Source organism: Thermodesulfobacteriota bacterium (assembly GCA_040758155.1).
Lineage (GTDB): Bacteria > Desulfobacterota > Deferrimicrobia > Deferrimicrobiales > Deferrimicrobiaceae > UBA2219.
The window spans coordinates 1-12,681 of record JBFLWB010000148.1; the positions used below are offsets into that span (position 1 = coordinate 1).

The window sequence follows — 12,681 nt, forward strand, 5'->3', positions numbered from 1 at the left end:
CTTGATCAGCCGGTCGACGGCCGTGACCGCCTTCGTGGCGTCCGTCTCATCGTCGTAGACGATGAGCTCGACGGGACGTCCGAGGATTCCCCCGGACCGGTTGATGTCCTCCTCGAGCATCTTGGCGGTGTTGCGCTCCGGCTCGCCGAGGAAGGATGCCGGACCCGTCACCGAAAAGATCGCGCCGATCCGGATCGGTTCCGCCGCCGGGGCAACCGCCCCCCACAGCAGAACCGTAAGAAATATGAATCCGGGAACCAGTCTCTTCGTCGTCCTCATCTTCCTTTCCTCCGTTCTGATAGGTGATGCGGAATTCCCGAATATTAAATCAGGATTTTCCGGGAGTCCACAACAGATCGCCCGGCCGGCATAAACAATGTTATATTTCCACGGATGCCGGTTTCCCCCGCTTCCGTACACAGGATCCATTACGGCTGGGTCGTCGTCGCAGCGGGCATGCTCTGCGTCGTGGCGTGCCTCGGCTTCGCGCGCTTCGCGCTCGGCATGCTGCTCCCGTCGATGGCCTCCACGCTGAAGCTTTCTTATTCGGAAATGGGTTTCATCGGCACGGGGAATTTCCTCGGCTACCTCGTTTCCGTCCTCCTCAGTGCACGCGCAAGCGGCAGAACGGGTCCAAGAAAATTCATATTTTTCGCGCTATTGGCGGTCTGCGCCTCCATGGCGCTGGTGAGCCGCGCGGGCGATTTCCGGTCCGTCATGATCTGGTACACGATCACCGGAATGGGGAGCGGAGCCGTCAACGTCCCCGTGATGGGGCTGGTCTCCGCATGGTTCTCGAGCCGGCTGCGGGGGCGGGCCGCCGGATTCATCGTCATCGGAAGCGGGTTCGCCATAATGCTCTCCGGACGCCTGATCCCTTACGTCAACCGGGAGGTGGGGCCCGAGGGCTGGAGGGTGAGCTGGATGATCCTGAGCGGCCTCACGGCGCTGGTCGCCCTCGCCGCCCTCGCGCTGCTGAGGGACCGCCCGCAGGACATGGGGCTCTCCCCCGTCGGTGGGGGCGAGGCGCCGCAGCCCCTCCCCCGCCCGGAAGCGGCCGCCCGGGAACCGAGCGTCTACCGGAAAGGGGTCGTCTACCATCTCGGGATCATCTACTTCCTGTTCGGCTACACCTACCCGATCTACGCCACCTTCATCGTCACGACGCTGGTCCGGGAGCGGGGCTTCCCGGAGGACGTCGCCGGGACGTTCTGGATGTGGATCGGGTTTTTGAGCCTCTTCTCGGGGCCGGTCTTCGGGACGCTGTCCGACCGGCTCGGCCGGAAGGCGGGGCTGATCATGGTCTTCTCCCTCCAGGCGGTGTCCTACCTGCTGGCCGCCACGCGGCTGCCCGGCGCCTTCCTGTACCTGTCGATCGGATTCTACGGCGTGGTCGCCTGGAGCATCCCCTCCATCATGGCGGCGGCGATGGGCGATTACGTGGGCGCCCGGAAGGCGGCGGAGGCCTTCGGACTGGTCACGTTCATCTTCGGGCTGGGGCAGATGACGGGCCCCGCGGTCGCGGGGATGATGGCGCAGCGGCTGGGGGGATTCTCGAGCGCCTTCTACATGGCGGCGGCGTTCGCGGCGATCGCGATCGCTCTCACGGCATTCCTGCGGAAGCCGGAGCCCGGATAGGGGGAGCGGGACGTCCCGCGGTTCCCGGGGGGCGCGGCGCCCCCCGGGATGCGGGGATCAGAGGGCGTAGACTTCCTCCGCCTTCAGCACGCGGACCCCGGCGTCGAGCAGGACCCGCGCGGCCTTGTCGAGCTCGTCGAACCGGAAGATGATGATCGCGTTGTCCTTGGCCCGCTGCACGAACGCGTACATGTACTCCACGTTGATACCGGCCTTGTCGAGCGTTGCGAGGATCCCCGCCAGCCCCCCGGGGGAGTCGGGCACCTCGAGGGCGATCACCTCGGTCTTGGCGACCGTGAAGCCGTTCTCCTTCATCACCCGCTTGGCCTTCTCGGTGTCGTTCACGATGAGGCGCAGGATCCCGAAGTCGGCGGTGTCGGCCAGCGAAAGGGCGCGGATGTTGACGCCCGCCTTCGCCAGCGTCCCGGTGACCTCCGCGAGCCGGCCGGACTTGTTCTCGAGGAATATCGAAATCTGCTCCACCTTCATGGCGCCCCTCCTCGTCAGATCTGTCGCTTGTCGATGATGCGCTTGGCCTTCCCCTCGCTGCGCTGGATCGTCTTGGGCTCCACGAGCTTGACCTTGCAGGAGACCCCGAGCATGTCCTTGATCTCGCGCTCGACCTTCCTGGCGAGACCCTCGAGCCCCTTCACCTCGTCGGTGAAGATCGACTCGTTCACCTCGACCTGCACCTCGAGGACGTCGAGCGATTCCTCGCGGGTGACGATGAGCTGGTAGTGCGGCTCCACGCCCTCCACCGCGATCAGCACCGCCTCGATCTGCGACGGGAAGACGTTGACCCCGCGGATGATGAGCATGTCGTCCGTGCGCCCGGAGATCCGCTCCATCCGCACGTGCGTGCGCCCGCAGGCGCACGGCGCGTCGATGAGGCGCGAGATGTCGCGGGTCCGGTACCGGATGACCGGGAACGCCTCCTTCGTGATGGTGGTGAAGACCAGCTCGCCCAGCTCTCCGCGCGGCAGCACCTTCCCCGTGTCGGGGTCGATGATCTCCGGGATGAAATGGTCCTCGAAGACGTGCAGCCCGTGTTTCTCCTCGAGGCATTCCGACGACACGCCCGGGCCGATCACCTCGGAGAGCCCGTAGATGTCGATCGCGCTGATGTGCAGCTTCCGCTCGATCTCCTTGCGCATCGCCTCGCTCCACGGCTCGGCGCCGAAGAGGCCGCACTTGAGCTTGAGCGTCGCGGGGTCCACTCCCTCCTCCGCCATCACCTCCGCCAGGTTCAGGGCGTACGACGGGGTGGAGGTCAGGATGGTGGAGCCGAAGTCCTGCATCAGCATGATCTGGCGCTTGCTGTTGCCGCCGGAGATCGGGATGACCGCCGCGCCGATCTTCTCCGCGCCGTAGTGGGCGCCCAGCCCGCCGGTGAAGAGGCCGTACCCGTAGGCGTTCTGGACCACGTCCTTGCTCGTCGTGCCGCCGCAGGAGAGCGTCCGGGCCATCAGCTCCGCCCAGGTGTCGATGTCGCGCCGGGTGTACCCGACGACGACCGGCTTCCCCGTGGTGCCGGAGGAGGCGTGGATGCGCACCACCCGCTCCATCGGAACGGCGAACAGCCCGAAGGGGTAGGTGTCGCGCAGGTCGAGCTTCGTGGTGAAGGGAAGGCGGGAGAGGTCCTGGAGCGACCGGACGTCGCCCGGACGGTACCCCGTCTCGTCGAGCTTCTTCCGGTAGAACGGGACCGACCCGTAGACACGGTCCGCCAGGCTGCGCAGCCGCTTGAGCTGGAGGGCGTCCAGCGCCTCCCGCGGAAGGGTTTCGAACTCGTCGTTCCAGATCATCGATCTCCTCCCTTTTCCCCGTATGTTCTCGATCCGTCCGGCAGCAGCTCCCTCCCCGCGCGGAACGCGCGGAGGTTCACTTCCACGATCCGCTCCGGCAGGCTTTCCCGAAGCGCCTCCTCGTACGCGTTCTCCGGCAGCGGCAGGAAGCGTGACGCGGCGCCGACCATCACCATGTTCACCGCCCGGATCTCCCGCAGCGCCAGCGCGGATGCCAAAGCGTCCACCACGTAGAGCCGCTCCGTCACCGCCGCGAGCCGGGTCTCCGCGTCCGCCGGGTACGGCTCCCGCCCCGTGGCCACCGACGGCGGGTAGATCTCCTGGGCGTTCACCACCAGGACCCCGCCGGGGCGCAGGTAGTGCGCGAAGCGCAATGCCTCGATCTTCTCGAAGGCGATCAGCAGGTCCGCCCGGCCGGGCTCGATCAGCGGGGAGAACACCTTCGGCCCGTAGCGCAGATGGGTCGTCACCGCACCGCCCCGCTGCGCCATCCCGTGGACGTCGCTCTTCTTGACGTCGTACCCCGAGCGGAGGAACGCCTCGCCGAGGACCTCGGAGGCCAGCAGCGTCCCCTGCCCCCCCACGCCCGCCAGAAAGACGTCTCCGCGCGAGGCCGTCATGCCTGTTTCTTCCGGATCGCGTCGAACTTGCACAGCGGGGGGCACTGGTTGCATCCGTCGCACAGCAGCGGGTTGATCCGGGCCAGCTCCCCCGCCCACTCGATGGCGGGGCAACCCAGGCGCGAGCACGCCTTGCACCCCGTGCAAAGTTCGGATACCACCTCGTAGACCGGCCGCCGCCGCTTCTTGTGCTCCGGCAGCAGGACGCACGGCGCCTTCGTGATGACCACCGACGGCTCCGGGCGGGCGACCTCGCGCCGCAGGACCGCCTCGGTCGCCTCCATGTCGTGCGGGTCCACCGTGTAGACGTGCTCCACCCCCAGCGCCCGGCACAGCGCTTCGAGGTCGAGCCGGCGGGTCGCCGCCCCGCGCAGCGTCTTCCCCGTGGACGGGTTCTCCTGCGCGCCGGTCATCGCCGTCGTCCCGTTGTCGAGCAGAAGCACCGTCCCGCATCCCTGGTTGTAGACGATGTTCATCAGCCCCGTCAGTCCGGAATGGAGGAACGTGGAGTCGCCGATGACCGCCACGACCTTCCCCGCCCCCTCGTCGCCCAGCCCCTTCTCGAAGCCGTGGGCGCTGCCGACGGACGCGCCCATGCAGACGCAGCTGTCCATCGTCTCGAGCGGGGGGAGCGCGGCGAGGGTGTAGCAGCCGATGTCGCCCGTCACGGCGACCTTCAGCTTCTTCAGGGCGAAGAACAGGCCGCGGTGCGGGCAGCCGGGGCACAGGTTCGGCGGCCGGGGCGGAACCGCCTCCGGCGCGCGCAGCGGGGTCTCCTCTCCCGAGATCGCCTTCCGCACGATGCGCGGGTCGAGCTCCCCGACGAACGGGACCGGCCCCTTGCCTTCGACCGCGAGCCCCAGCGCCCGGACGTGCGTCTCGATGTGCGGGTCGAGCTCCTCCACCACCGCCAGCCGCGACACCCCCGCGGCGAAATCACGGATCAGGCGCTCGGGAAGGGGATACGCCATCCCGAGCTTGAGGACGGACGCCTCGGGGAACGCCTCCTTCACGTACTGGTAGGAAACCCCCGCCGTGACGATCCCCAGCGACCGGTCGCCCCACTCGACCCGGTTCCCCTCGAAGGTCTCCGCGAACTCCCTTAAGGATCGGACCCGCTCCTCCACCACGACGTGGCGGCGCTTCGCGTGCTGCGGCAGCATCACCCACTTGGCGGGATCGCGCACGAACCCCGGCGCGAACGGCGCTCCGGACGGCTCCTCCAGACAGACGACACCCTTGGCGTGGGAGATCCGCGTGGTGGAGCGCAGGAACACCGGCGTGTCGAAACGCTCGGAAAGCTCGAAGGCGAGCCGGGTGTACTCCTTCGCCTCGGCGGAATCGGACGGCTCGAGCATGGGGATCTTGGCCGCCACGGCGTAGTGGCGGTTGTCCTGCTCGTTCTGGGAGGAGTGCAGCTCCGGGTCGTCGGCGGTGACGATGACGAGCCCGCCGCGGACCCCGGTGTAGGAGGCGGTGAAGATCGGGTCGGCCGCGACGTTGACCCCGACGTGCTTCATCGCCGCGAAAGCGCGCACACCCGCCATGGACGCCCCGATGGCGACCTCGACGGAGACCTTCTCGTTGGGGGCCCACTCCGCGCAGATCCCCTCGTATTTGGCGATCTCCTCGAGGATCTCCGTGCTCGGGGTGCCGGGGTACGCGGATGCGAGGCGGACCCCCGCCTCGAACGCCCCCCGGGCGATCGCCTCGTTGCCGGAGAGGAGCCGGTGGTTCTCTTTCCTTGCCGGGACGGACACGTTTTCTCCTGCGGGATCGGCTAAATGCAAAGTTTAAAAGGTAGCATATCAGACGTTCCCGTTCAAATCCGTCGGGTTCCGCATTTGATATACTGTTTCAACATCCATCGATATAAAGGGAGCGGCCATGAGGATCGGGGTGCTGACCGGCGGCGGCGATTGTCCCGGCTTGAACGCTGTGATTCGCGCGGTGGTGCGCATGTCCGATTCGAGGAATTCCCGCGTGGTGGGACTCCGGAACGGGTGGAAAGGGCTCCTCGAGCCCTCCCCGATGGACATGGACTCCCGGATGGTGTCCGGGATCCTTCACGTCGGCGGGACGATCATCGGCACCTCCCGGACCAACCCGTTCAAGGACGAGGCCAGCCCGGCGAAAATACTCAAGAATTTCCGCCTGCTGCGGCTCGACGCGCTGATCGCCATCGGCGGGGAGGACACCCTCGGGGCTGCGTCCCGGCTGTACGACATGGGGCTGCCGGTGGTCGGGGTCCCGAAGACGATCGACAACGACCTGTACGGCACCGACTTCACCTTCGGCTTCGACACGGCGGTCTCCATCGCCACCGACGCCATCGACCGGATCCACACCACCGCCGAGTCGCACAACCGCGTCATGGTGGTCGAGGTCATGGGGCGGCACGCCGGGTGGATCGCCACCTACGCGGGGATCGCCGGCGGGGCCGACGTGATCCTCGTCCCCGAGATCCCCATCGACCTGGACGAGGTGTGCGACCTCATCATCCGGCGCCACAGCCGCGGCAAGAGCTTCTCCATCGTCGTCGTCGCGGAAGGGGCGCAGATCGCCGGGAAGCCGGGCGAGGAGGGGGGGCTGGTCCTGCAGGAGACGCAGAAGGACGAGTTCGGCCACGTGCGGCTGGGCGGGATCTCCCAGGTCCTGGCGAAGCTGATCGAGAAGCGGACGAAGTACGAGACGCGCTTCGTCGTGCTCGGCCACATCCAGCGCGGCGGGTCGCCGACCGCGCACGACCGGGTGCTGGCCACCCGGTTCGGCGTCTTCGCCACCGAGATGGTGCACCGGGGGGAATTCGGGAAGATGGCGGGGCTCCAGGGGAACCGGATCGTGGCCGTCCCGCTGGCGGAGGCGACCTCGCGCCTCAAGACGGTCGACCCGGAGATGTACGGCATCGCCAAGGAGTTTTTCGGCTAAGACCGCAAGGGGATTCCCCTGGGCTGCCGATGGGGCTGGGCTCCAGATCCCCCCGGAAGTTATTCGTGGCGCAACGCCTCGATCGGGTCTAGGTGCGCGGCCCGACGGGCCGGAAAGTAACCGAACACCACCCCGATCCCGGCGGAGAAGAGAAAAGAGAGCGCGTTGATCCCGGGGTTGAAGAGAAACGGCACCTTCAGTACCTTCGCAAGGACGTAGGAGGCGCCGGCCGCCCACGCGACGCCGAGGATGCCGCCCAGCGAAGCGAGCACGACCGCCTCGATCAGGAATTGCAGCAGCACTTCCCCCTCCAGGGCGCCGATCGCGAGCCGGATGCCGATCTCGCGGGTCCGTTCGGTGACCGACACCAGCATGATGTTCATGATGCCGATTCCGCCGACCAGAAGGCTCACCGCGGCTACCGCGCCGAGCAACATGGTGAGGATCCTGGTGGTGCTGGTGAGGGTCTCGGCGATCTGCCGGGTATCCATCACGTTGAAGTCGTCGTCCTCGCCGTCGCCGATCCTCCTCCGCTCGCGCATGAGGGACCTGATCTGTTCCATCGCCCGGGTGATCGATGCGCCTTTCCTTACCGAGACCAGGATGAAGCCAATGTCCTGGCTGCCTGTGAGGCGGCGCTGCACGGTGCGCAACGGCATGACGATCGTGTCATCCTGGTCCCGCCCCATGGACGATTGTCCCTTCGATCCCAGCACCCCGATCACCTCGCAGGAGAACCGCTTGATCCGGATCGATTCGCCGACCGGGTTTCCGGTTCCGAAGAGTTCCTTGCGCACGGTCTCGCCGATCACGCATACCGCCTTGCTGCCGCGCTCCTCCGCCTCGGTGAACGTGCGCCCGGACGTCAAGCGCCAATTTCCCGCCCGGAACCAGTCCGCGTCGGTCCCGGTGACGGCCGTCGACCAGTTCCTGGCCATGCGCACCGCCGTCACGCTTTTGGAGACGGTGGGCGCAACGGCTTCGAGTCCGCCGACCTGGCTCCGGATCGCCTCGGCATCGGCGGACTTGAGGCTGGGCGCTCCTTCCGGCGGGCCCATTCGCTGACCCGGGGCGATCATCAGGAGATTGCTCCCCATGCCGGAAATCTGATCGGACACGGACCGGGTGGCGCCGTTCCCGAGCGTCACCATGGTGATCACCGCGCCGACGCCGATGACGATCCCCAGTGTGGTAAGGAAGGATCGCATGAGGTTGCGTCGGATCGCCCGCAATGCGAGATGCAGAGTGTTCCACATCATCGGCGTCTCTCCCTGTTGCGGACATCGGACTCCACCTGTCCGTCGACGAGCCGGATGACGCGCGAGGCGTACTCGGCCATGTCCGGCTCATGGGTGACCATCAGGATAGTGATCCCTTTATCGCGGTTGAGCGCGCACAGCAGCTCCATGATTTCCCGTCCCCGTTGCGTGTCCAGGTTCCCGGTCGGTTCGTCGGCCAGGAGGATCGCCGGACTGGTGGCGATCGCCCGGGCGATCGCGACGCGCTGCTGCTGGCCCCCGGAAAGCTCGGCCTGGGTATGCTCCTCCCACCCCGAAAGACCCACTGCGGAAAGCGACGCGCGCGCGGCCTCGCGGCGGGCGGACGCGGACTCGCCCCGATAGAGCAGCGGCAGCTCCACGTTTTCCCGGGCGGAGGTTCGCGCCAGCAGATTGAATCCCTGGAAGACGAATCCGAGGTAGTGGCGGCGCAGCAAGGCGCGCTCTCTCCGGGTCAACCGCTCCACGTGAACGCCCCGGAAGAGGTAGGCGCCTGAAGTCGGCGTGTCCAGGCAGCCGAGGATGTTCATCACCGTCGACTTGCCGGACCCGCTGGGCCCCATCACCGCGACGAAATCGCCCTCGCCGATCACGAAGTTCACGCCTCGCAGCGCCTGGAAAGCGGCCTGCCCGCGACCGTACGTTTTCGTAACGCCGGAGAATTCGATGATCGGGTCGCCGAAGGAGGCGGAAGCCGTTCCGGTCGTCATGGCTGTCCCTCCAGGCTCTCCGTGATCGCCGGATCGCCTTCCCGCAAGGATCCGCACGTCACCTCGGTCGTGCGCCCGTCGGTGACGCCGGCGGTCACCGGGACGTCTACCGGCACGCCGTCCTTCAGGACATAGACATGGCTTGCATCTCCGTTGCCCGCGGATCCGTTCAAGCGCTTGTTGGTCGTCGAAGCCGGGGGGCGCGGAACGAGGCTTGCGACCAGGCCGGTGCCGCTCTTCTTCGCGGGTCGGGAAGTCGCCGCCGGGGTGAAGCGCAACGCGGCGTTCGCCACCTGCAGTGCATTCTCCCGCTTCGCGGTGGTGATCTCCGCGGTAGCCGTCATGCCGGGCCTCAAGGAGAGATCGGGATTGGCCACCGTCAGCACCGCCACGTACGAGACGACGTTCTCCTTGGTCTGCGAACCGTAATGCACGCGAGCGATGCGGGCCTGGTATCTGCGCCCCGGATACGCATCCACGCCGAATGTGGCGGATTGACCGTCGCGGACCTGCCCGACGTCCGCCTCATCGACGTCCACCCGAAGTTCCATCTGGGAGAGGTTTTCGGCGAGCGTGAACAGCACCGGCGCCTGGAGCGATGCCGCCACGGTCTGGCCGGGTTCCACGTTGCGCTTGAGCACCACGCCTTCGATCGGCGACCGGATCGTCGCCTTGGACAGGTTCGTCTCGTCGGAACTCAAGGCCGCTCTTGCCTGGCCGATCGATGCCCGCGCGTTGGCTTCGTTGGCTTCGGCGCGTTTCACGTTCGCCTCCGCCGTGTCGATCTCGGCCTTCGAAGGAACCTTCCCTCCGGAGAGCTCCGCAACCTGCCGCAGCCTCGCAAGGGTTGCCCGCGACTCCACGGCAGTCGCCTCCATCTGGAGCGCCTGGGCCTCGGCCCCCGCGAGCGCCGCCCGGGACCTGACGACCTGGTCTTCCAGCCTGGAGGTATCCAGCCGGGCCAGCAGCTGCCCCTTCTTCACCCGCTCGTTGTCTTCGACGAGTACCGACTCGACCGTGCCCGAAATCTCGCAGCCCACGTCAACCTGGTTCGTCGGTTGCAGGTTGCCTGTGGCCGACACGGTGACGACCAGAGGCCCCCGGGTGACCTCCTCGGTTCGATATCGCGGGGCCTGGGCCTTGCCGCCCTCGCGCAGCAGTGCCCAGGCGATGGTCCCAAGTGCGATCAGCCCCGCTACGGCCAACCGGAGCCCGTATTTGCCGAGGAATCCGGAAGCGCCGGCAGCGCCCAGGAGACGGGCGACTTCCTCCTGCTTCGCGATCTGCGGATCGTTCATGATTTCCCTCCGTCGGCGATTCCCGCCGAATTCCCGGAATCCTTCGTCGCCCACCCGCCGCCCAACGCCTTGTAGAGCCGGATGAGGGCGGAGGCGCGGTCGGCCTCGGCCGAGGCCAGGCTGTCTTCGACGGTCAGGACGGTGCGCCCGGTTTCGAGAACGGTCTGGAAGTCGATCAGGCCGCCGGTGTACCGGTGGCGGGCCAGCGAGGCGGCGTTTCGCGCGGCCTCGACGGCGTCGCGCAGCGCCTCTTCCCGCCGGCGGATCTCGGTGAGCGATACCAAGGCGTCTTCAACGTCTTCCAGCGCGGCAAGGACCGCGGCTTCGTATTGGATCATCGCCTGCTCCTGGATCGCACTTTGGATCTCCACCTGGGAACGGAGACGTCCGCCGTCGAAGATCACCCCGGCGACGCTTGCCAGCAGGCTCCGCGTTACCGCGCCGCTCGCGTTCAAACCGCCAAGGGTGAGCGCCTCCAGCCCGATCGAGCCGCTCAGCGTCAAACCCGGGTATCGCGCGGCCTTCGCCTGGCCGACCCGCGCGGTTTCCGCCGCCAGCTTGCGCTCGGCGGCCTGGACGTCGGGCCGCTGGACCAGGGTGTCGGCGGGAATCCCGATCGCGATCCCTTCGGGTACCGCCGGAACGGGCGCGGGCGCGGCAAGCCGTTCGTGCACCGCTCCCGGCGTTCGCCCCAGGAGAATGGCGAGGCGGTTCTCCGCCTCTGCCAGAGATGCCGAAAGGGTCGGTATCCCTGCGCGCGTCTGCTCCAGGTTGGCCCGGGACTGCTCCACGTCCAGAGAGGTGACGAGGCCGGCCTGCGCGCGCCAGTCGGTGAGCCGGACGGTTTCGGATTGGCTTGAAAGATTCTTTCGGGCGATATCCAGCCGGGCCTGGAGGGAGCGAGCCTCCACGTAGTTCAGCGCCACTTCGGCCGCCAGCGACACCTGCGTGCTGCGGAGAGCGGCCTCGCTCGATTCGAGATCGGCCTGGGCGGCCTCCACGCCGCGCCGGTTCCCGCCGAAGATGTCCGGTTCCCAGGACGCATCGAAGCCCGCCTGGTAGAGCTTTCCCTTCCCTCCAGACCCTGTTTCCGTACTGTTTTTCGATCGGCCGGCGGATGCAGACGCCTTCACCGCAGGAAAATAATCGGCGCCGGCCAGGTCGCGGCGGGCGCGGGCCTCGCGCAGCTTTGCCCGAGCGATACGCAGCTCCGTGCTTCCCGCAAGGGCCTGTTCGATCAGGCCGGTCAGGATCGGATCACCGAGCCGCACCCACCACGCAGACAGGTCCTCCGTTCTCTGCGCGGTCGCCGTGTTGTCGCCGGCACGGACGCCGTGCCAGGCGGCCGGCACCGATATGTCGGGCCTGCGGTACGCCGACCCGACCGCCGCGCATCCGGAGCCCGCGATCAAGACCGATACCAGCACAAACAGCGGTCCGGAGAGGCTCTTCGTAGATGCCGAGAGAATCCGATGTCTGCCGGAAACGTACATGGCCTGCCCCCTCTGCGCTCTTCCTGCTTTCGATTCGAAGTTACCCCGGGAGTTCGTAAAGAGGGGTTAAGAGTTGGTCATGCTTTATAAAGGTTATTAAAGGCGATGGCACGGAACGAGACCGTCTTTTTCATTTATTCTCCGTCAGCCCCCGCCGGGGGACGGACTTCCATCGCAGATGAGCTTGTGAACAATCGCCCTATTGCGGGGTAGCGGAAACCTCGGTTGACCCGTCGGATTCGCCATCGGAATTCTCGGCCGTCACCTGGTAGTAATAAGTCGTTCCGGAGGTGACGTTTGCGTCTGTGTATGCCGTAGCGGTCAGCGCGGAAGCCACCAGGGTCTTCGAAGACAGAGCCCCGGTGGAAAGACTTCGATACACGTTCTAGGAAGTCGCATCCGTCACGGCGTCCCAATCCAGAGTTACCATCGAAGCCCCGGCCGCTGCGGTCAGGCCCTCCGGAGCAGCCGGAGGTCCGTCTTCGGCACCGCTGCAACCAGCGAGAGACACCGTTATCAATACGATAAGAATAACCGGATAGTTTCTGCGTTGTTCCATGAGCCACCTCCAGCATTTGAATTGGGACGGTGCCGTCCCCATTTTCGGGTCGCGGTGTAGCGTAGGTCCTGGCCGTGTAAAGAGGGATTAAGAATCGCTCGGGCTGCGTAAAGATCTCTGAAGACAATCGGCCGGCACCTTCACATTTCTTTACCGCCGGCTCCGGGTTCGTCCGTTAGAATGGCCACGTAGAGAGCGGACCGGAGGCGCATTGGAAGATAATCGCATCCTGGTGATCGACGACGACGCGGAGCTATGCGAACTGCTCGGGGAATACCTGGGTCAGGAAGGATTCGTCGTCGAGTCGGTGAGCGACGGGGCCGCCGGGCTGGAACGGGCCATCCTCGGCGTCC

At 66.6% G+C, this 12,681-nt stretch carries 11 protein-coding genes; 2 read left to right on the plus strand and 9 right to left on the minus strand.

Features of this window, described 5'->3' with window-relative positions; translation table 11 throughout:
* A partial coding sequence (locus AB1346_10335; protein ID MEW6720833.1) for an ABC transporter substrate-binding protein occupies positions 1–279 on the minus strand: 279 nt, incomplete at its 3' end.
* Positions 280–393: 114 nt separating this feature from the next.
* On the opposite strand from AB1346_10335, the gene AB1346_10340 reads away from it, so the two are divergent.
* Positions 394–1,638 carry an MFS transporter gene (locus AB1346_10340; protein ID MEW6720834.1) on the plus strand — a complete coding sequence of 415 codons (1,245 nt, stop codon included), beginning with the start codon at positions 394–396 and terminating at the stop codon, positions 1,636–1,638.
* A 57-nt stretch (positions 1,639–1,695) separates the two neighbouring features.
* On the opposite strand, the gene AB1346_10345 is transcribed toward AB1346_10340, so the two are convergent.
* From AB1346_10345 to iorA, 4 genes are read right to left on the minus strand one after another with little or no spacing between them, the layout of a single operon-like run.
* Entirely contained in the window at positions 1,696–2,127 is a 432-nt protein-coding gene (locus tag AB1346_10345; protein MEW6720835.1) for an ACT domain-containing protein, read from the minus strand.
* A gap of 14 nt (positions 2,128–2,141) precedes the next feature.
* Positions 2,142–3,443 carry a phenylacetate--CoA ligase gene (locus AB1346_10350; protein ID MEW6720836.1) on the minus strand — a complete coding sequence of 434 codons (1,302 nt, stop codon included), beginning with the start codon at positions 3,441–3,443 and terminating at the stop codon, positions 2,142–2,144.
* Positions 3,440–4,063: an indolepyruvate oxidoreductase subunit beta gene (locus tag AB1346_10355; GenBank protein MEW6720837.1), complete on the minus strand. Its 624-nt coding sequence runs from the start codon at positions 4,061–4,063 to the stop codon at positions 3,440–3,442. Before AB1346_10355 ends, AB1346_10350 begins: the two co-directional genes overlap by 4 nt.
* Positions 4,060–5,823: an indolepyruvate ferredoxin oxidoreductase subunit alpha gene (iorA, locus tag AB1346_10360; protein ID MEW6720838.1), complete on the minus strand. Its 1,764-nt coding sequence runs from the start codon at positions 5,821–5,823 to the stop codon at positions 4,060–4,062. The genes AB1346_10355 and iorA overlap by 4 nt, the downstream gene beginning before the upstream one ends.
* A 127-nt stretch (positions 5,824–5,950) precedes the next feature.
* Between iorA and AB1346_10365 the strand changes: the two genes are divergently transcribed.
* Positions 5,951–6,991 carry an ATP-dependent 6-phosphofructokinase gene (locus tag AB1346_10365; GenBank protein ID MEW6720839.1) on the plus strand — a complete coding sequence of 347 codons (1,041 nt, stop codon included), beginning with the start codon at positions 5,951–5,953 and terminating at the stop codon, positions 6,989–6,991.
* Between the two features lie 59 nt (positions 6,992–7,050).
* On the opposite strand, the gene AB1346_10370 is transcribed toward AB1346_10365, so the two are convergent.
* Genes AB1346_10370 through AB1346_10385 form a run of 4 tightly spaced genes read right to left on the minus strand, consistent with a single transcriptional unit; the run spans position 7,051 to position 11,769 of the window.
* On the minus strand, positions 7,051–8,250 hold the full coding sequence (locus AB1346_10370; protein MEW6720840.1) for an ABC transporter permease: 1,200 nt from the start codon (positions 8,248–8,250) through the stop codon (positions 7,051–7,053).
* Positions 8,247–8,978 (minus strand): ABC transporter ATP-binding protein, encoded by a 732-nt coding sequence (locus AB1346_10375; protein ID MEW6720841.1) that lies wholly within the window; start codon positions 8,976–8,978, stop codon positions 8,247–8,249. The genes AB1346_10370 and AB1346_10375 overlap by 4 nt, the downstream gene beginning before the upstream one ends.
* Positions 8,975–10,276 (minus strand): efflux RND transporter periplasmic adaptor subunit, encoded by a 1,302-nt coding sequence (locus AB1346_10380; protein MEW6720842.1) that lies wholly within the window; start codon positions 10,274–10,276, stop codon positions 8,975–8,977. The genes AB1346_10375 and AB1346_10380 overlap by 4 nt, the downstream gene beginning before the upstream one ends.
* On the minus strand, positions 10,273–11,769 hold the full coding sequence (locus tag AB1346_10385) for an efflux transporter outer membrane subunit (GenBank protein ID MEW6720843.1): 1,497 nt from the start codon (positions 11,767–11,769) through the stop codon (positions 10,273–10,275). Before AB1346_10385 ends, AB1346_10380 begins: the two co-directional genes overlap by 4 nt.
* Positions 11,770–12,681: the final 912 nt, after the last annotated feature.